The 19641-nt window shown below is 59.1% G+C and carries 16 protein-coding genes; 5 read left to right on the top strand and 11 right to left on the bottom strand.

The window, feature by feature from the left end; genetic code table 11:
- Window positions 1-242: 242 nt before the first annotated feature.
- Window positions 243-1874: an AAA family ATPase gene (locus tag GQ59_RS26820; RefSeq protein ID WP_244448076.1), complete on the top strand. Its 1632-nt coding sequence runs from the start codon at window positions 243-245 to the stop codon at window positions 1872-1874.
- Window positions 1875-2379: 505 nt separating this feature from the next.
- Window positions 2380-3789: a pyridoxal phosphate-dependent decarboxylase family protein gene (locus GQ59_RS26815; RefSeq protein WP_037087151.1), complete on the top strand. Its 1410-nt coding sequence runs from the start codon at window positions 2380-2382 to the stop codon at window positions 3787-3789.
- A gap of 100 nt (window positions 3790-3889) precedes the next feature.
- Here GQ59_RS26815 and GQ59_RS26810 read toward each other — a convergent pair whose 3' ends face one another.
- The 9 genes from GQ59_RS26810 to GQ59_RS26770 all read right to left on the bottom strand — a co-directional run bounded on the left by GQ59_RS26810 (window position 3890) and on the right by GQ59_RS26770 (window position 13283).
- The gene (locus tag GQ59_RS26810; RefSeq protein ID WP_037087148.1) at window positions 3890-5620 is read right to left on the bottom strand and encodes an ABC transporter substrate-binding protein; all 1731 of its coding nucleotides are present in this window, start codon (window positions 5618-5620) and stop codon (window positions 3890-3892) included.
- Between the two features lie 75 nt (window positions 5621-5695).
- Window positions 5696-5977 (bottom strand): DUF2160 domain-containing protein, encoded by a 282-nt coding sequence (locus GQ59_RS26805; RefSeq protein ID WP_037087147.1) that lies wholly within the window; start codon window positions 5975-5977, stop codon window positions 5696-5698.
- A 16-nt stretch (window positions 5978-5993) separates the two neighbouring features.
- Window positions 5994-6821: a carbohydrate ABC transporter permease gene (locus GQ59_RS26800; RefSeq protein WP_037087145.1), complete on the bottom strand. Its 828-nt coding sequence runs from the start codon at window positions 6819-6821 to the stop codon at window positions 5994-5996.
- Between the two features lie 16 nt (window positions 6822-6837).
- Entirely contained in the window at window positions 6838-7704 is an 867-nt protein-coding gene (locus GQ59_RS26795; RefSeq protein WP_037087143.1) for a carbohydrate ABC transporter permease, read from the bottom strand.
- Window positions 7705-7707: 3 nt separating this feature from the next.
- On the bottom strand, window positions 7708-8778 hold the full coding sequence (locus GQ59_RS26790) for an ABC transporter ATP-binding protein (protein ID WP_037087140.1): 1071 nt from the start codon (window positions 8776-8778) through the stop codon (window positions 7708-7710).
- Between the two features lie 11 nt (window positions 8779-8789).
- The gene (locus tag GQ59_RS26785) at window positions 8790-9860 is read right to left on the bottom strand and encodes an ABC transporter ATP-binding protein (protein WP_037087138.1); all 1071 of its coding nucleotides are present in this window, start codon (window positions 9858-9860) and stop codon (window positions 8790-8792) included.
- A 40-nt stretch (window positions 9861-9900) separates the two neighbouring features.
- Window positions 9901-11415, bottom strand: coding sequence for a glycerol-3-phosphate dehydrogenase (glpD, locus tag GQ59_RS26780; RefSeq protein ID WP_037087135.1), 1515 nt, complete (start codon window positions 11413-11415; stop codon window positions 9901-9903).
- 101 nt (window positions 11416-11516) lie between these two features.
- Window positions 11517-12299 (bottom strand): DeoR/GlpR family DNA-binding transcription regulator, encoded by a 783-nt coding sequence (locus GQ59_RS26775; RefSeq protein ID WP_037087133.1) that lies wholly within the window; start codon window positions 12297-12299, stop codon window positions 11517-11519.
- Between the two features lie 105 nt (window positions 12300-12404).
- The gene (locus GQ59_RS26770) at window positions 12405-13283 is read right to left on the bottom strand and encodes an aldo/keto reductase family oxidoreductase (protein WP_037087131.1); all 879 of its coding nucleotides are present in this window, start codon (window positions 13281-13283) and stop codon (window positions 12405-12407) included.
- A 95-nt stretch (window positions 13284-13378) separates the two neighbouring features.
- On the opposite strand from GQ59_RS26770, the gene GQ59_RS26765 reads away from it, so the two are divergent.
- The 3 genes from GQ59_RS26765 to GQ59_RS26755 all read left to right on the top strand — a co-directional run bounded on the left by GQ59_RS26765 (window position 13379) and on the right by GQ59_RS26755 (window position 16848).
- Window positions 13379-14284, top strand: a complete 906-nt coding sequence (locus GQ59_RS26765) for a LysR family transcriptional regulator (protein ID WP_037087129.1) — start codon at window positions 13379-13381, stop codon at window positions 14282-14284.
- 135 nt (window positions 14285-14419) lie between these two features.
- A complete protein-coding gene (locus tag GQ59_RS26760) occupies window positions 14420-14995 on the top strand; it encodes a cysteine hydrolase family protein (protein WP_037087127.1) in 576 nt (191 codons plus the stop codon).
- 59 nt (window positions 14996-15054) lie between these two features.
- Window positions 15055-16848, top strand: coding sequence for a putative bifunctional diguanylate cyclase/phosphodiesterase (locus tag GQ59_RS26755; RefSeq protein ID WP_244448075.1), 1794 nt, complete (start codon window positions 15055-15057; stop codon window positions 16846-16848).
- Between the two features lie 24 nt (window positions 16849-16872).
- On the opposite strand, the gene GQ59_RS30755 is transcribed toward GQ59_RS26755, so the two are convergent.
- Window positions 16873-18495: a sensor histidine kinase gene (locus GQ59_RS30755; RefSeq protein WP_051904226.1), complete on the bottom strand. Its 1623-nt coding sequence runs from the start codon at window positions 18493-18495 to the stop codon at window positions 16873-16875.
- A gap of 227 nt (window positions 18496-18722) precedes the next feature.
- Window positions 18723-19412, bottom strand: coding sequence for a hypothetical protein (locus tag GQ59_RS26745; protein WP_244448074.1), 690 nt, complete (start codon window positions 19410-19412; stop codon window positions 18723-18725).
- Window positions 19413-19641: the final 229 nt, after the last annotated feature.

Genomic DNA, 19641 nt, shown 5'->3' with positions numbered 1-19641 from the left:
CCGGTCTTCTCGGGTTGAAATAGGTCCCCAAGAATACGGCGATGCTTTCCACCCGCCGGCATCCAAGGCTCCATCAAAAAAAGACCTCTGAAATTGTGGCAAAAGCCTCGCCGGGCGCTTCCCGGCGAGGCCAAGTTCAGTGCACGCCACGCTGGTTTGTCTTCTTGTTCTCCAAGCTTCCCAAGCTGCTGCTATTGGACCGACATCGAATTTTGCCTTATATGAAACTTTAGTATTCATCGATGATCGTCGCCTGCACTGGTGGTAAAATGAAGATTAAAAGGCTCCGCCTTAAAGGCGGCTATAAGCGATTTCACGATTTGACTATCGACCTAGGTGATAACCCTCGTCGCATTATTGCGCTGGTCGGTCCCAACGGATCCGGGAAGAGCAGCGTTCTCGATGGCCTGATGTTCCGACAATCCATGAACATGCACATCGGAAGCACCTCCGCCCGAGGAAACGTTTACCACTCGATTGATGGGGTTACACCCGTTGGCCGGCAGAACATCGAAATCGACTTCACCGAAGGTGAGTATAATGCAGTTTACAACCGAAAGGCCAAAACCGGCGAGCAAGGAACGATTTTTTCGTTCAGAAGTCCATATCGGTACAACAGTCAGCTGAACATCACCCAGACCAAACAAGTCCAAAAAATCAGCAACAACGACTATGGTGCTTCCTCTGCCTCTGATCTCGACGCAAAAATGGAACAAAATTATCGCCGTCTTCACAGCGCTTACAACAAATACCGCGATGATACGGACAGCAGGCCAAGTGAAGCTAAAGCGAAGATTATCGGAGATCTCAACGCCTCCATTGAGCGATGTATCGACCTAAAAATTTCCAGCCTCGGCGATATCGAATCGTCTCGCGGGACGCTTTACTTCATTAAAAACGACCAGGACAGCGAATTCCCATTCGATGTTCTGTCATCTGGGGAGAAGGAAGTCGTAGATATATTGTTGGATTTGTATCTCCGGAGAGATGATTATTCTGACACTGTTTTCCTTTTCGATGAGCCTGAGCTCCACATTAATACCAGCATGCAGAAGGCTCTTCTCCAGGAGATCGATAAGCTGGTTCCCGAGAATTGCCAGATCTGGCTCACGACGCACAGCATCGGCTTCCTGCGTGCGCTTCAGAAGGACTTCAAAGAAAGCTGCCAGGTCATTCACTTCCGGCGAGATCTCAAGCTGGGATCCGAGCCGGTCACTCTTACGCCGCTGCGCTCCTCACATCTGGAATGGAGAGAGATTTTTTCAATCGCTTTGGACGACCTCGTTCATCTCGTCAGTCCACGACGCATCATCTACTGCGAAGGACGAGACACTCCCGGAAGTGGGGGATCCGAGCGCGGTCTTGATGCGAAGGTTTATAACGCCATTTTTGCAGAACGGCACCCAGATACTCTTTTTGTATCAAGCGGGGGCAATACCGAGCTCGATCAGCGCAGCGCTATCGCGATTGCGATCCTGACGAAGGTTTTTCCTGAACTTGAAATATGGATCCTCAAGGATCGCGATATTGCCTCCGGCGAAGAAGCGACCGAAAAAACCCGTCAGCTTTACCTGAAGCAGAACGCAGATAATCATCGAGTATTGCGGAGGCGAGAAATTGAAAATTATCTTTTCGACAAAGAAATCTTGCAAAAATATTGCATCGAAAATGGACTGACGTTTGAAGAGGAGGCGTATGATGCATTCGTCACCAGCATTAGTGACCAAAACCTTAAAGACGACCTCGGACTAATTAGGTCATTCTGTGGTATCAAGACGAGCATTAATGCGGAAAAATTTAAAGTGCTTCTGGCTGAACACATCACGAGTGATACAGCAGTCTATCAAGATTTGGCAGATTCGATTTTTTATTGAATTGCCTCGCAATTTGCCGCCCGAAGCGCCCCTGGTACCGGCTCACTTATGGTGAGGGGACCGTCTAAAAAACGCCAATAAAATCAAGTGGACGCAAAACCCCTCACCTTTTTTGGTATCGCCCTGAAATTCTTGCGTAAAGTGCGAATTATTCCGGTCCTTCTGGGATTCCAACTTTTGTCTGAAGGCGCATGGTGATCTCCGTTATGTTGTAGCAAATACCTCGCCGGGTGGTTCCCGGCGAGGCCAAGTGCCAGTGAAACGGCACGTTGATTTACCTTCTTGTTCTCGAAGCTTCCCAAGCTGAATACGAGGGTTCGATTCCCTTCACCCGCTCCAGCTGCCCTATTGCCTGAAGCCGGTATTCCTCGATCCTCATCCAGTTGGGGCAGTGGGGTTAGGGAACTGCCTATGGTATGGTAAGCGGCCGCAGAGAGTTCAATAATTAGAACCCGCATGCACCACGAGCCGCCATCGCAGTCGCGATGGCAGGGAGGCACCGTCCATGGCTGAGGGCATAGACACGCTTTTCGCAGAGGCCGCACGCCTGGCCGCCGGCTTCCGCCAGACCGAGCCTCGGCTCCACCGCCCGCATTTGCAGTACCAGGAATGCCTGGCCACACTCGCCGAAAATCTCCAGGAGGAAACTTTGGCGATGGAGGACGTTCTTCGGCATCTCGTGGAAAAGGCAGAGCCGGGGCTTCACCGAATGACCGGGCCGTCTTTCTTCGGCTGGGTCATCGGCGGCTCGCATCCGATGGGCGTGACGGCCGATTTCCTCACCAGCGCCTGGGGGCAGAATGCGGGCAATCATACCGCGTCTCCGGCCGCCGCGTCCTTCGAGAAGGTTGCAGCCACGTGGCTCCTGGATGTTCTCGGCCTGCCTGCGCAATCTTCCGTGGGCTTTGTCACAGGGGCAACTGTGGCCAACTTCACGTGTCTGGCCGCGGCGAGAGGCGAAGTGCTTCGCCGAGCCGGCTGGAATGTCGATGCAGATGGGCTTTTCGGTGCGCCGCCGATTACCATTGTCATCGGTGACGATGCCCACACCACCGTCTTCTCGGCCCTCCAGTTCCTGGGACTTGGGCATGACCGCGTCGTCAGGGTGGCGACCGATCCGCAGGGGCGTATCCTTGCCAGGCCTTTTGAGGACGCGGTCAATAAAGCCGGCGGCCCCATGATCGCCATTCTTCAGGCGGGACAGCTCAATACAGGGGCCTTTGATCCGTTCGCCGAGCTTGTCCCGGTCGCCAGGAGCAGGGGTGCCTGGGTGCATGTGGATGGCGCATTTGGCCTGTGGGCAAAGGCTTCACCATCGACGCGGCACCTTTGTCCCGGACTGGAGCTGGCCGATAGTTGGGCCACCGACGGCCACAAGTGGCTCCAGACCCCCTATGACAGCGGCTATGCGATTGTGAGGGACGAAGTGGCCCACCGTCGCGCCATGACGATCGCTGCCAGTTACCTCCCCATTGCGACGGAAGGGGAGCGAGATCCATCACACTATGTGCCGGAGCTTTCGCGGCGAGCGCGCGGTTTCGCAACCTGGGCAATGATGAAACATCTCGGCCGAACCGGCATTGCCCGTCTCGTCGAAGGCTGTTGCGCCTCCGCGCGGATCATTGCCGAGCATCTGTCGCACGAGCCGGGCGTTGAAATCCTGAACGAGGTTGACCTCAATCAGCTGATCTGTCGTTTCGGCTCGGATCTTTCGACAAACGACGCCGACGAGGTCACGAGACGAACCATAACGCGGCTACAGCGCGAAGGAACGATCTTCGTAACCGGAGCCAGATGGCGAGGGCTCGACGTCATGCGGATTTCCGTATGCAACTATCAGACTGACGCGAATACGGCGATGCTGGCGGCGAAGGCTGTTTTGGCAGCGTTCCGGAAGGAGCGGTTGGGCAATTAGGCTGCGGCGGACACCCTATCTTGGCCCCGGGAGCAATGCGAGCGGACACGTTGCAGTCGGTGGCCGCCGGGCGCCTTGAGCGCCCGGCGAGCCGGCTTTTTTACTTCTTGGCGTCAGCCCAGCTCTTTACGAGCTCGTCGTAGTTGACGGTGACGGGCTTTTCCTTCTCGTTGGCGACCTTAAGCTGGGGGGCGAGGTTGCCCTTGGCGACCGCGTCCTTGTTCCAGTATGCGAGATCGTGTTCCTCGGCGAGCGCCGGTCCCATGTCGCCCTGAACCTTGGCGCGTTCCAGGCGCTGCAGGACCTTTTCCTGCTCGGCGCAAAGCGAGTCCATGGCGGCCTGAGCCGTCTTGGCACCCGAGGACGCATCGCCGATCGCCTGCCACCAGAGCTGCGCGAGCTTCGGGTAGTCAGGCACGTTCGTGCCGGTCGGCGACCACTGGACGCGGGCCGGTGAACGATAGAACTCGATCAGGCCGCCGAGTTTCGGCGCGCGATCCGTGAAGCTCTTGTGCCGTATGGTGCTTTCGCGGATCAAGGTGAGGCCGACATGGCTCTTCTTGACGTCCACCGTCTTCGAGGTGACGAACTGGGCATAGAGCCAGGCCGCCTTGGCGCGGTTGGTGGGCGTGGACTTCATCAGCGTCCAGGAGCCGACGTCCTGATAGCCGAGCTTCATGCCGTCCTTCCAGTAGACCCCATGCGGAGACGGAGCGAAACGCCATTTCGGCGTACCGTCCTGGTTCATGACAGGCAGGCCTGCCTTCACCATGTCGGCGGTGAAAGCCGTGTACATGAACATCTGCTGGGCAATCTCGCCCTGGGCCGGTACCGGCCCGGATTCCGAGAAGGTCATGCCTTGAGCGGCGGCCGGCGCATAGGCCTTCATCCAGTCGAGGTATTTCTGAATGGAGTAGACGGCGGCCGGGCCGTTGGTATCGCCGCCGCGTGCGACGCAGGAGCCGACCGGCTGCGACTTTTCGTTGACCTTGATGCCCCATTCGTCGACCGGCAGGCCGTTCGGCAGGCCCTTGTCGCCGTTGCCGGCCATGGAGAGCCAGGCGTCGGTGAAGCGCCAGCCGAGCGACGGGTCCTTCTTGCCGTAGTCCATGTGACCATAGACCTTCTTGCCGCCCACGTCGCGGCCGGTGAAGAACTCGGCAATATCCTCATAGGCCGACCAGTTAACCGGCACGCCAAGCTCGTAGCCATACTTGGCCTTGAAGTCGGCCTTGTTCTTGGCGTCGTTGAACCAGTCGTAACGGAACCAGTAGAGGTTGGCGAACTGCTGGTCCGGCAGCTGGTAGAGCTTCTTGTCCGGTGCGGTCGTGAACTTCAGGCCGATGAAGTCCTGGAGGTCGAGGCCTGGGTTCGTCACGTCCTTGCCTTCGCCTGCCATCCAGTCGGTGAGCGAGCGGGCCTGCTGGTAACGCCAATGCGTGCCGATCAGGTCGGAATCGTTGACGTAAGCGTCATAGATGTTCTCGCCCGATTGCATCTGGGTCTGAAGCTTTTCAACCACGTCGCCTTCGCCGATCAGGTCATGGCTGACCTTGATGCCGGTGATTGCAGTGAAGGCCGGCGCTAGGACCTTCGATTCGTATTCATGCGTGGTGATCGTTTCGGAGACGACCTTGATATCGAGGCCGGCAAGCGGTTTTGCCGCATCGATGAACCATTGCATCTCCTTTTCCTGCTCGGCACGGGAAAGCGTCGAGAGTTCGCCGACTTCCTTGTCCAGGAATTGCTTTGCCTCATCCATGCCGGCATAGGCGGAACCGGTCAGAGCCAGCAGCACCGCTGCCGTCGTTGTCATAAGATGCCGTCGCATTTTATCCTCCCAGAGTGTTGCGATTGCCATTTCGTACCGAGTGGCGGTTCTCCCGCCACCTTTTCAGCTTGCCTTTCAGACGAAGCGGAAGACGCCGATTGCGTAGACCACTGCCAGGGCAAGAGCCCACCACAGGTTGGGGCCGATAAGCCCCAGCCATGCGAGATGAATGAATGCCGAGCCGAGCAGCGAGATGAAGAGCCGATCTCCCCGCGTCGTCTCGAAGCGAAGGATACCGACCCTGGGCGAACCGCCCGGCGCGAAATATTCCCAGATGCTCATGCCGATGAGCAGGGCGAGGATCGTCAGAAAGAACAGGGCCGTCGGCAGTGTCCAGGCCATCCATGAAAAGCTCATGCGTGGTTCCCCCTTGTCAGACCCGGCCAAGGGCAAAGCCCTTGGCGATGTAGTTTCGAACGAAATAGATGACGAGTGCGCCGGGAACGATGGTCAGCACGCCAGCGGCTGCCAGCACGCCCCAGTCCATGCCCGAGGCCGAAACGGTGCGCGTCATGATGGCGGAAATGGGCTTGGCGGCCGTGGTCGTCAGCGTACGGGCGAGCAGCAGTTCCACCCAGGAAAACATGAAGCAGAAGAAGGCCGCGACCCCGATGCCCGAGGCGATCAGCGGCATGAAGATCTTCACGAAGAACCGCGGGAAGGAATAGCCGTCGATATAGGCGGTCTCGTCGATTTCCTTCGGTACGCCCGACATGAAGCCCTCCAGGATCCACACCGCAAGCGGCACGTTGAACAGGCAATGGGCGAGGGCGACCGCGATATGCGTGTCGATGAGACCGAAGGCGGAATAGAGCTGGAAGAAGGGCAGGGCGAAGACGGCGGGCGGCGCCATGCGGTTGGTGAGCAGCCAGAAGAACAGGTGTTTGTCGCCAAGGAACCGATAGCGCGAGAAGGCATAGGCAGCCGGCAATGCCGCCAGAACCGAGATCGTGGTGTTCAGGGCCACATAGATGATCGAATTGATATAGCCGTTGTACCAGGATGGGTCCGTGAAGATGACCATGTAGTTCCTGAGCGTCGGGTTCTGCGGCCAGAGCGAGAAGGCTCCGGTGATCTCGGCGTTCTCCTTGAAGCTCATGTTGACGAGCCAGTAGATCGGAAGCAGCAGGAAGATGATGTAGATCGTCGAGACCAGCCAGGAGAAATTGCCTGCGGGCTTGTATTTGATTGCGCGCGCCATTGTTCTTCTCCCTCCTTCAATTGTCTGCATCGCTGCTGGTCATCACGGTGTAGAAGATCCATGACAGCAGCAGGATGATCAGGAAGTAGACGATCGACATGGCGGCGGCCGGACCGAGATCGAACTGGCCGACCGCCGTCTTGACGAGGTCGATCGACAGGAAGGTCGTGGAGTTGCCCGGGCCCCCGCCCGTGACCACGAAGGGCTCCGTATAGATCATGAAACTATCCATGAAGCGCAGCAGGACGGCGATAAGCAGCACCCGCTTCATCTTCGGCAGCTGGATGTAGCGGAACACCGACCACCTTGATGCCCCATCGATCTTCGCCGCCTGATAATAGGCGTCCGGAATGGAGACGAGACCGGCGTAGCACAGCAGCACGACGAGGCTCGTCCAGTGCCACACATCCATGACGACGACGGTGATCCAGGCGTCCAGAGGATCGCGCACATAGTTGTAGTCGATGCCGAGCGCCGCCAGCGTGTGGCCGAGCAGGCCGATATCGACCCGCCCGAAGACCTGCCAGATCGTGCCGACGACATTCCACGGGATAAGAAGCGGAAGGGCCATCAGCACCAGGCAGACCGGCACGCCGATGCCCTTTTTCGGCATGTTCAGCGCGATGAAGATGCCGAGTGGAATCTCGAGCGCAAGGATAATGAAGGAGAAAAGCAGATTGCGCTGCAGGGCTTCCCAGAAGCGGGCCGAGTGCAGGATGTCGTCGAACCAGTCGGTGCCAGCCCAGAAGAAGGCGTTGTTGCCGAATGTATCCTGGACCGAATAGTTCACCACGGTCATCAGCGGAATGGCCGCCGAGAAGGCAACCAGCAGCAGCACGGGAAGCACCAGAAACCAGGCTTTGTTGTTCCACGTCTTTTCCATGGTTCAGGCCTCCCTGCCAACGCGCCATGAATTGGCATAGATATTCAGCGCAACGGGATCGAAGGTGACGCGAGGCTCTGCCGGAACCTCCGCATCCTCGGAAACGACGATCGCAATCGACTGCCCCCCAAGGCTTGCGCGAACGATCCTGCGCCGACCGATGTCCTCGATGCGTGTCACCGTGACAGGCATTCCCTCCCGGCCGATGCGGATGAATTCCGGCCGGATGCCCAGTTCGATCCTGCCACCCGCATCGAGCTTCGGCGCATAATCGAGGGCGATCGTCTCGGCTCCGAGCTTGATCGTACTCCCATGGATCTCGGCGGGTATCACGTTCATGCCGGGGGAGCCGATGAAATAACCGACGAATGTATGGCTGGGCCTCTCGAAGAGTTCGGCCGGCGTTCCGATCTGGACGATCTCTCCATCGTACATGACGACCACCTTGTCGGCGAAGGTGAGCGCTTCCGTCTGGTCGTGGGTTACATAGACCATGGTGAAGCCGAATTGCTTGTGGAAGCGCTTCAGCTGGGAGCGGAGCACCCATTTCATATGCGGATCGATGACCGTCAGAGGTTCATCGAAGAGGATCGCGTTGACGTCGTTGCGGACGAGACCTCTCCCGAGCGAGATCTTCTGCTTCTGATCGGCGGTGAGGCGCTGGGCCTTGCGGTTCGACCAGTCGGAGAGGTCGATGATCTCCAGCATCTCGCGGACGCGGCGATCGACGTCCGGTTCGGCAATGCCTCTGTTTCGCAAGGGAAATGCCAGATTGTCGTAGACCGTCATCGTGTCGTAGATGACCGGAAACTGGAAAACCTGCGCTATGTTGCGTTCCTGGGTGGAGAGATTGGTGACGTCTTTTCCATCGAAGAGGATACGCCCGTGCGATGGCTGCAGCAGGCCGGAAATGATGTTCAGCAACGTCGTCTTGCCGCAGCCGGAAGGGCCGAGCAGGGCATAGGCGCCGCCATCGGCCCATTCGTGGTCCACCTCGCGCAGCGCATAGGCGGCGTCGGATTTCGGATTGGGGCCGTAAGCGTGGCGGATGTGATCGAGCGTGATGCGTGCCATGTTCGCCGTCCTCAAGCCGCCGCCGCGATGGCGCGGCCGTCTGTTCCAAAAGCCATCAGATGGCGGGTATCCAGGAAGAGCTCGATTTCGGTATCCGGATCGATGTCGTGGATGCCCGGTGCCAGCATGACCCAGCGCACGCCGTTGTAGTGCATATGCACAAAGCTTTCGGAGCCCGTGATTTCCGAAATCTGCGTCTGGGCCTTGACCCTCGCCGCATTGCCTGTCTGCGCTGTGAGCCCCAGGTGATGGGGGTGGAAGGCTATGGTCACCGGGCCGTCCGGCACGCCGGACAGATGCGGCGGCACCGCGAGACTGTCTGCTTCCCGGTATCGGAACGAGTCGCCGGACTTGACCACATCGATGAAGTTGAGTGGGGGATCGGCAAATGTCTTGGCCGTCACCAGGTCCGCCGGGCGACGGTAGACCTCGATCGTCGGCCCGAATTGCGTGATCCGCCCTTCCGAGAGCGTTGCAGTATTGCCGCCGAGCAACAAGGCCTCGGATGGTTCGGTCGTCGCATAAACGAAGATGGCGCCGGATTGCGCGAAGATCTTCGGCAATTCCTCACGCAGTTCCTCGCGAAGCTTGTAGTCGAGATTGGCGAGCGGCTCATCCATCAGCACCAGGCTCGCATTCTTTACGAGTGCGCGGGCGAGCGCCGTACGCTGCTGCTGCCCGCCGGAAAGATTGAGCGGGGTCCGATCGAGATAGGGCGTCAGTCTCAGCAGGTCTGCAGCCTTGCGGACTTCCCGGTCGATGGTCGAGGCGTCCTTGCCGGCGATCCGCATCGGCGAGGCGATGTTTTCGTAGACGGTCAGGGCCGGATAGTTGATGAACTGCTGGTAGACCATCGCGACGTTGCGCTTTTGCACTGCGACGCCGGTGACGTCGGCGCCGTCGAAATACACGGAGCCGCTGGTGGGACGGTCAAGCCCGGCCATCAATCGCATAAGCGACGTCTTGCCCGAGAGCGTCGGGCCAAGCAATACGTTCAGCGAGCCGCGATCGAGAGCAAGATTGGTCGGATGAATATGGTATTCACCCCCCACCATCTTGGCGACGTTGCGCATTTCCAGCATTCGAGTTCCCGTGCCTCCTCACATCGGGAACACATGTCGCTTATCCGGCCATTTTTGCCGGTATAGCGGCCATGTACTCCTCCAGATATTGTTTTTCCGTCTCACTCAACCGCAGACCGTCCTTGGTTCTCCGCCACAACACGTCCTCCGCGCTCATGGCCCATTCACGGTCGACAAGATATTTCACTTCAGCCTCGTAGAGATCGCCGCCGAAATGGTGGCCGAGGTCCTGCATCCTGGTCGCGCCGTCGAGGATCATCGCGGCGCGGGTTCCGTACCGGCGAACCAGGCGCCGTGCATGCCTTTCCTCTAGAAACGGATAGTGGGTTTTCAGCTTTACCACTTCTTCCTCGTAACCCTGCGCAGGAAAATCACCGCCCGGCAGGTGGCTTTTCGCCGTCCAGGAGTGACCTTTTGCTCCGATCGCCTCGGCGATCTTCTCCAGCGCATGTTCCGAAAGACGGCGATAGGTAGTCAGCTTGCCGCCAAAGACGTTGAGCAGAGGTGCGCCCTGAGTGACGTCGACCTTCAGCACATAATCGCGCGTTGCTTCCTGGGCCTTTGAAGCGCCGTCGTCAAAAAGCGGGCGAACTGCCGAATAGGTCCAGACGATATCGGCGGGTCGCACCGGTTCCCGAAAATACTCGCTCGCGGCATTGCAGAGGTAGGTCGTCTCTTCCTCGGAGATTTTCACATCCTTCGGATTGCCGGAATAGTCCCGGTCGGTCGTGCCGATAAGCGTGAAGTCGTTCTCGTAAGGAATTGCGAAAATGATGCGATTGTCCCGGTTCTGAAAGAAATAGGCGCGGGATCCTTCGAATTTCCTCTTCACGACGATATGGCTGCCCTGGACGAGACGCACATGGCGGGCGTCATTGTTGCCGAGCGCCTCGCGGATCACCTGATCCACCCAGGGGCCGGCGGCGTTCACAAGCATGCGGGCCTGATAGGTCTCAGTCCTGCCGGTGCTGACGCCGACGGTCTCGATTGTCCAGAGACCACCTTCCCGACGAGCGGCAACCACCCGGGTACGCGGCAGGATCACGGCGCCGCGATCGGCGGCATCCCGAGCGTTCAGCACGACCATCCGCGCGTCGTCGACCCAGCCGTCGGAATATTCGAATGCCTTGGTAAAAAGAGGCTTCAGAGGCTTTCCTGCCGGGTCGGTGCGCATGTCGAGCACCGCGGTCGGCGGAAGCAGTTTTCGACCACCGAGATGATCGTAGAGAAACAGGCCGAGGCGGATCAGCCATGCGGGGCGAACGCCTCCCTTGTGGTAGGGCAGGACGAAACGCATCGGCCAAATGATGTGCGGCGCCATGGCCCAGAGGGTTTCGCGCTCCATCAGCGATTCCCGCACGAGCCGGAATTCGTAATGCTCAAGATAGCGCAGGCCGCCATGGATGAGTTTCGTGGCGCCGGAGGAGGTGCCCGAGGCAAAATCGTCCATCTCCGCGAGTGCGACCGAATAACCCCGGCCGGCCGCATCGCGTGCGATGCCGCAGCCGTTGATGCCGCCGCCGATCACGAAGATATCGTGGATTTTTTGACCCATCATTTTCCTCGCTGATCCGAAACGGCAGCAAGCCCCTAGGCATTGTGAACTTAAAATGGATTAAATCGAAAATATTCCGAATGTCAAACGAAACTGAAGGGCTAATGAACTTCAGCGTTCGTCTCCGAAGTCTCCACGAGCGCAACACCGTTCTGCAGGCAGATTTCCCGGATCGAAGGAGACGTGCACTGGTCGGTGATAAACGTCTGGACCTGGGAGATTTGGCCGATACGCACGGGGGCTGTGCGCTCGAATTTCGTCGAGTCGGCGACCAGGATCACGTGCCTGGCATTGGCGATGATCGCCTGGGCAACTTTTACTTCGCGAAAGTCATAATCGAGAAGAGCGCCATCCGGGTCGATCGCCGAAACGCCGATGATCGCATAGTCGACCTTGAACTGCCGGATGAAATCGACCGCGGCTTCACCGACAATACCACCGTCCGATTGGCGAACGACGCCGCCGGCAATGACCACCTCGATTTCGTCGAGAAGGCGCAACCTGTTGGCAACGTTGATGTTATTGGTAATCACCATGAGTTCGCGATGATTGACCAGCGCCTCGCTGACGGCTTCGGTGGTGGTGCCGATGTTGATGAGAAGCGAGGCGTTGTCCGGAATGAGGTTGGCAGCAGCGACGCCGATCGCCTGTTTTTCCGCGGCGGCGATCTGCCTGCGAGCATCATATCGGACATTCTCGTTGCTGCGGGGAAGAGTGGCGCCGCCATGGATCCGCGTAAGAATTTGCTTGTCGCACAGATCATTCAGATCCTTGCGGATCGTTTGCGAGGTTACCGAGAACTTCGCCGCCAGGTCGTCGACGAGTACTCGCCCCGCCGACTTCGCAAGTTCGACGATCTTCGTCTGGCGGTCTGTGATGAACACCTCACTCCTCCGTTCGCTTTTCTTTCACTTTTAGCGAAAGCGCGCGTAAAGGCAAATGCCGTGCGTCGATTTTTCGACGCACGGTGGGGGCCAGGTTTGGGGCGCTCAGGCGGGGCGGATGCCGGCGACACCCTCCAGTTCGGCCATCACGGCGTCCGACAGCCGCAGTTCCGCCGCGGCGAGATTCTCACGCAGGTGGCCCACGGACGAGGTCCCTGGAATGAGGAGAATGTTCGGTGCGCGACGCAGCAGCCAGGCAAGTGCAACCTGCATCGGCGTGGCATCCAGGCGCTGGGCAACCTCCGACAGGGTTGACGACTGGAGCGGACTGAAGCCGCCGAGCGGGAAGAACGGCACATAGCCGATGCCATCGCGGGCAAGATCGTCGATCATGGCATCGTCTTGCCGGTGAGCGAGATTGTACTGGTTCTGGACGCAGACGATCTTGGCGATGCCCTGACCCTGGGCAACCTGTGCCGGCGTGACGTTGCTGAGCCCGATGTGGCGGACGAGGCCCTTGCGCTGCAGCTCCGCCAGAACCGTCAGGGGCTCTTCGATCGAGCCTTCGGCCGGGCCGTGGACATCGAACATGATGCGCAGATTGACGACGTCCAGGGTGTCGAGACCCAGATTGCGCAGGTTGTCGTGGACGGCCTGTGTCAGCTGCTCGGCGGAAAATGCCGGGTTCCATGAACCGTCTGTCCCGCGCATGGCGCCGATCTTGGTCACGATCACCAGATTATCGGGGTACGGATGAAGCGCTTCGCGGATGATCTGGTTGGTCACGTGCGGACCGTAAAAATCGCTGGTGTCGATATGATTGACACCGGCCTTGACTGCCTCGCGCAGTACTGCGATTGCCGCATCGCGGTCCTTCGGCGGGCCGAAGACGCCCTTGCCCGCAAGCTGCATGGCGCCGTAGCCGAGTCGTTTGACGTTGCGGTCGCCGAGGACATATGTACGTGCCTGGTCGGTATTCGACATGGGATCTCTCCTTTTCAAGATGACGTGGATATAGAACTTGAGAGGCCGCACGAAAATTGGGTACAGTCGGCACGGGCTGTGCGGAATTTCGAACAATGAAGATCGATCTGAGTGATCTGAATGCTTTTGTGGCAGTGGCGCGCGCCGGCGGGTTCCGCGAGGGTGCGCGGACCACAGGCGGCAGCGCATCAGGATTGAGCGAGGCGGTGCGGCGTGTCGAGGCGCAGCTCGGGGTCAGGCTTCTCAATCGGACGACACGCAGCGTGGTACCGACGGAAGCAGGCGCCGGTCTGCTGGCCCGGTTGACCCCAGCGCTCACCGAGGTCGACGCGGCACTCGACGTGGTCAACAGGTTTCGCGACAAACCTGCAGGCGTTCTTCGTCTCAATGTACCGGTCAGCGCTGCGCGGCTGGTGCTCCCGGCGATCATCCCGCGGTTCCTCGCGGCCTATCCCGACATCCGGCTCGAAATCGTCGCCGACGACAGCTTCGTCGACGTGCTGGCTGCGGGATGCGATGCCGGCATCCGCTATGACGAGCGGCTGGAGCAGGACATGATCGCGGTTCCGATCGGTCCGCGCCAACAGCGTTTCGCGGCCGCGGCATCCCCCGCATACCTCGATCGCCATGGCCGTCCCGATCACCCGCGCGACCTGCTTGGCCACGCCTGCATTCGCGGGCGGTTCACAAGCGGGGCGATGATGCTTTGGGAATTCGAGCGGGATGGCGAGGTGGTGCGGATCGATCCGACGGGGCCGCTGATCGTGCAGATAGGTGCGGCAACCGATCTTGCCGTCGATGCAGCGATTGCCGGCACCGGCATCATGTTGCTGTTCGAGGACTGGTTGCGGCCCCATCTCGACAATGGCTCTCTCGAACCTGTGCTCGAGCCGTGGTGGCCGCAATTTTCCGGCCCATTTCTCTATTACCCCGGCCGGCGGCTCGTACCGGCGCCGCTGCGGGCCTTCATCGATTTCGTCAGGGCGTCCAGCCAATCGTGAGAGCGTGACGTCGTCCTCGTGTTCGACCGAGGGCATCCCTCATGTCGGACGTCCGTTAGTTGCAGCCAGCCTTCCGCCGGTCCCGGCCGGAACCACGTTCCGGATGGGGCGTTCAGCAGGACCGCGGAGCATTATATGGCTGGCAACTGGATTCATCTTTGCATCGACATGCAGCGGATCTTCGCTGAAGACACTCCTTGGCACGTCTCGTGGATGCGCCAGGTGTCGCCATCGATCGAAGAGCTTTCCGGCCGCCACCCGGAGAAGACGATCTTTACAAGGTTCGTCACGCCGTCGCGGCCCGAAGCGATGGAGGGGATGTGGCGGGTGTACTATGAAAAGTGGCGGATGATGACAGGCGAGCATCTCGATCCGGGCCTTATCGATCTGATCCCTTCCTTGAAGGCGCTTGTCCCTCCTGCACGCATATTCGACAAGATGACTTATTCTCCCTGGGTCAGCGGAGCGCTGCACGGAGTGCTCTTGAAGGAGGGTATCGAAACCGTCGTCCTGACCGGCGGCGAGACCGACGTTTGCGTCCTGTCCGCAGCGCTTGGTGCCATCGATCTTGGATACCATGTGATCGTGCTGAGGGATGCCGTCTGCAGCGGAGCCGATGACACACATGACGCGTCGCTCGAACTTCTGGGAGATCGCTTTTCCGTTCAGCTCCACCTCGCAACCACCGAAGAATTCCTGCAAGGGCTCTAGAAAGCCCGCCCGCTCGGCGGAGGTATCGGCCCGCGCGGTTTCCGAGCGATGACGGGATCGTGCTGACGGCGCCAGCGGGCGGCAAGAGCATCGCCTATCTCAAAGCCGATATAATAGACCCCGTCGAATATCTCGGTGCGAAATTTCCTGTGCAAACGGAAGCCGCCGCTCGGCCCGGCATCGATCCAATCGTGAATTTTTTCAGAAACGGCGACGATATCATTGCGGTCGCATCGGAAGCGATCCAGCCGTTCGGGTCACAGGTACAGGATCCGACCTACTATGTCCTCAGCTTCTTCAAGACTCTGACGTCTGAGGTCGTGGCCCAGATGGCCAAAGAACATCAACTCCCGGAACTCCACATAACCGACCGTCCGGCGGGCGATCTTCTGAATTCGCCGCTCATGGATGTGTATGGACTTGAAGTCGCGCGTTTGGCTTGGCCAAGTGCCGCTCCGGGAAACACGATCTTTGACGAGGCTCGTCCCTTTATCGCTGCCGCGGTCACAATCCTCGGCATGTATCTGGTTGGTGTCCTGTTTGCTGGCTTGTCGGAAACGCGGCGGTTGAAGAGCTTGGCGGATCGCGCCCAACATGAAGCCACGCATGACAGCCTCAGCGGTCTCTTGAACAGGCTCGGTCTGATCCAAGGACTTGACCGGTTGATGCAGGCCGACAAGAGCCAGATGGTGGTTCTGCACCTTGTCGATCTCGACGGTTTCAAGGCAGTCAACGATGCCTGGGGGCATGCGATTGGAGATCAGCTGATCAGGCTGGTGGCGGAAGCCTTGCGCGACATCCATGCAGACGTATTCGGTATCGCCCGGTTGGGCGGTGATGAATTCGCTCTGGTTCAGCGCGGCTCCACGGACCTCGCCGAAATTGACAGTCAAGTTCTTGAACGCCTCAAAAGGCCGTTTCTCATCGAAGGCCGCACGATCGAAATTGGCGCAAGCATCGGCGTTGCCTGCCGTGACGACGCGGGGGATGCGCATGAACTTCTTCGCCGGGCGGATATGGCCCTTTATGAAGCGAAGGAAATGGGCAGGGGATGCGCCGTCGCCTATCATCCGGATCTTGACCGCCAGCGCGAGAAGATTGCGGGCCTGGAAAGCGACCTTCGGCGCGCCCTCCAGAATGACGAGATCCAGCCGGTCTTCCAACCGCTGGCGTCCGCGGTCTCGGGCGACATCACCGGCGTTGAGGCGCTGGCGAGGTGGAGACGCGCCGAAGGAGCAATCGGCCCGGACGCGTTCATACCTCTGGCGGAGAAATGCGGATTGATCGATATTCTGGGCCTCCAGATGCTTCGGAAGTCCATCGTGGCGTCCCGGGCATGGTCTCCGCTCTCCCTGTCGGTCAATGTTTCTCCGATCCAGCTATGCAACCCGAATTTCGCCGGGGATGTGCTCGCTGTCTTGAAAGAGGAAGGGTTTGATCCTTCGCGACTGACGCTGGAGATCACCGAAGCGGTGCTGATGTCGAACCCTGAACAGGCAAGACGCTCGATCACCGCCCTGAAATTGGCAGGCATCCGTTTTGCTCTTGACGATTTTGGCGCCGGTTATGCCAGTATCGGCACGCTTCGTGAGTTCGGTTTCGACCGGATGAAGATCGATCGCTCCCTGGTTCAAGCCATAGATGACGGCAGCACCGGCCGGAACATCCTGACGGCCACGATCTCGTTGGCTCAGGCCCTCGGGATCCCGGTCACGGCCGAAGGCATTGAGTCCGCCGATCAAGCGGACGTCCTCCGAATTGCCGGTTGCGATCAGCTGCAGGGCTTTCTGGTGGGCAGACCCATGGGGCGAGACGAGCTTGCGTCCTGGCTAGCTTCATCGATCGCCGCGTGAGGTTCTTCTTCTTGCGGCGCCGGCCTAAGCTGAATGCTGTTGTCTGACCTCGTCGAACGGCAGCTCCACGGTGAAGGTCGTGCCCTGGCCCAGAAGGCTCTGGACCGAGATCGAGCCGCCATGCAACTCCACAATTTCCTTGACGATATTGAGACCGATCCCCGTTCCGGCGATGCCGGTGGCGCTGCGGGCGCGAAAGTAGGGCTCGAACAGCTTCGGCAGGTCGTCGGCATCCATGCCGATGCCGGAATCGCTGACGCTGACCAGAACCCGTCGACCGTCCTTCCATCCGCTGACACGGATCCTGGAACCGGCGGGCGAATATTTCACTGCGTTTGACAGCAGATTGGAAAAGACCCGCTCTATTGCGGCTCCGTCGATCATCTGCAGCGCTGGAAGCGCTTCGAGATCATGGCTGATCGTGTGGCTCTTGCTGATCTCCGCCCGGTTTGCGATGCATTGGCGAAGAACAGCACTGAGTGAACCGGCTTCCTTGTTGATTGCAATAGTCCCTGTCTCCAGCCGTCCGGCGGCGAGGATGCTTTCCATCAGCTCGACCATGCGGGCGACGGCGCCCTTGATCTGCAGAGCCTTGCCCTCCAGGAACTGCGGGGTTGCAGCCGTCTTCGTGCGCGTGAGCCGCTGAGCCGCTCCGTCGATCACGGCCAGAGGCGTCCTGAACTCGTGCGAGATCATCCCGACGAAGCGGCGCTGCTGCGCATTGATGCCTCGTTCATGCTGAAGAAGGCGATCCAGCTCGACGTTCTTCTCCTGCACTTCCGCGGTCCTCGCCAGAACGATCTTTTCGAGCTCGTCCCGATGCTGGCGCAGCCTGCGCTCGCTGGACTGGAGGGCTTTGAGGGCAAGCTGGCGGTCGTGCACGTCCTCGAGGAGGCCGTACCAGCGGACGACTCTGCCGTCGTCATCGAGCCGGGGAGCCGCGCGGTTCCGATACCACCGATACCGCCCTTTCGCGGTCCCGATCCTGTAGATCATGTCGAACGGTAGGCCGGTGTTGACTGCGGCCTCCCATTTGGCAATCACGTCAGGCAGGTCCGCGGGGTGCAGGGTCTTCTCCCACCCGCGTCCCAGCGCTTCGCCGACCTCCCGTCCGGAAGCGTTCTGCCATCCTGGGCCGACTTCGATGACATTCCCTTGCGCGTCGGCTAGCCACGGCGTTTGGGGGTGCAGTTCAATAAGAGAGCGATAGTGTTCCTCGCTTGCCCGCAGGACCTGTTCGGCGTGACGGAGCTTGGTTATGTCTGAAATGACGACAATCAGGATCGGCCTTTTCCCTGCAGGTCCTGACAGGAACGACCGCCGCTTGTGCGTGAGAAGCGTCCGGATCGAACCATCCGGGCCCGTGACCGCCTCCTCGAAAAGCCGTTCCTCGCCGGTCGCCAGCACCCCCGCGTCCATCTTCTGGATTCGATCGGCTTCGTCCGCAGGCAGCAGATCGCGGTCGGTGCGGCCAAGCACGTCATCAAGGCTAATGCCGAACATCTCGCACGCCTTGCTGTTGAGGAACAGGAAGCGTGACTCTTCGTCCTTTATGATTGTGGGTCTTGGCGCGCCCTCGAACAGGTCTTCCAAAAGTTCGCGGTGAGGTGTTTGCAGATCAGGTCCGATGGCGGAGCAGTGGTTCATTGGCAGGCGTCCAGTGTGCTCGCGCAAATTGATCGATGCCTAATATACATTCAGAGCGTTACCGAATGCTGAAACCGGACGGTGCCGCCTGATGCGGCACGGCGCTTTTATCCGCAGGCCAGCGAGCGTTTTTTCTTCAACGCTCCTGACGGAAATTTCGTAGCCGCATCACGGTATGCGGCCGTTTTTCAAGGCGGCCCGGTGACCAGCGCGGACATGCCGGGGAACTATTCCTCGACCCAATAGGAGGTCGTATTCTCGATGACTTTCTTGATTTTGCGATTGTCTCTCCATTCTCGTCCGGTATCACGGATGACGGGTATCTGCTGGGGAGAGAAAATGTAGTTCTTGTTCGGCGCCGCCAATCGTTCAAGCTCTGCGTTGACGCCGGAATAGAATTGTTTTTCCGGATCCCGAGAAGAGTCCATCAGGCTTGCAGCCTGTCGGGCGAAGGAACCGCGCAGAATGGAAGGGGAGGTGGTGAATTTCGGAAAAGTCTTGAACAGCGGGATTTTTATGCCCAGGAACCGCGCATATTCGTTCCTCTCGTGAAGATGGCCGTCCTTTGCGATATTCCAGTTCTGATCGGCCGTATGAAAGGAAACCTGCATCACGCTCGGATCTGAAAACGGGCCGAAAATCTCCTCGCCGAGGTCGGTCAGCGCGACCCAGTCATCCTCGATATGGAACACATAGTCGGAACGCGTGTTGGCCCAGAGACGCTTGACCGCGGCGCCAAAACCCGGCTCGCTCGGTCTGAAGAAGGAGGCTGACGGCAGATAGCTGCCGACCACGCGCAGGCACTCGGCTTCATCCTCTTCCGTGCCGAAGATCGGATCTATGTTGACGAGAACGTTCGAGAAGGAAAAATGAGCAAAGCAGCGCTTTGAAAAACTCTCCAAAGTCTGCTCGAGCAAGCCCGGCCTTCTGCCGGCAACTATACACAAGTCCATATTAAAATTCGCCACGCGGCATATCTCCGGAAAATCCGGAACTCCGTATAGAGATCCTTTTGTCGAGATACCATAGGGCCCGCAAGGTCACCACCGGCCTTGAGACATGCTGTCTCGTGACCGTGCAAAAGACGCTTGATCGGAGCCATCCGAAATCCACGGCGCGCACGCTCCGCCGAAGGAGGGGCGTGGC

The organism is Neorhizobium vignae (genome assembly GCF_000732195.1).
Classification (GTDB): Bacteria; Pseudomonadota; Alphaproteobacteria; order Rhizobiales; family Rhizobiaceae; genus Neorhizobium; species Neorhizobium vignae.
Note: the sequence above shows the minus strand (reverse complement) of the source record. Positions and strands in the feature narration are given on the sequence as shown.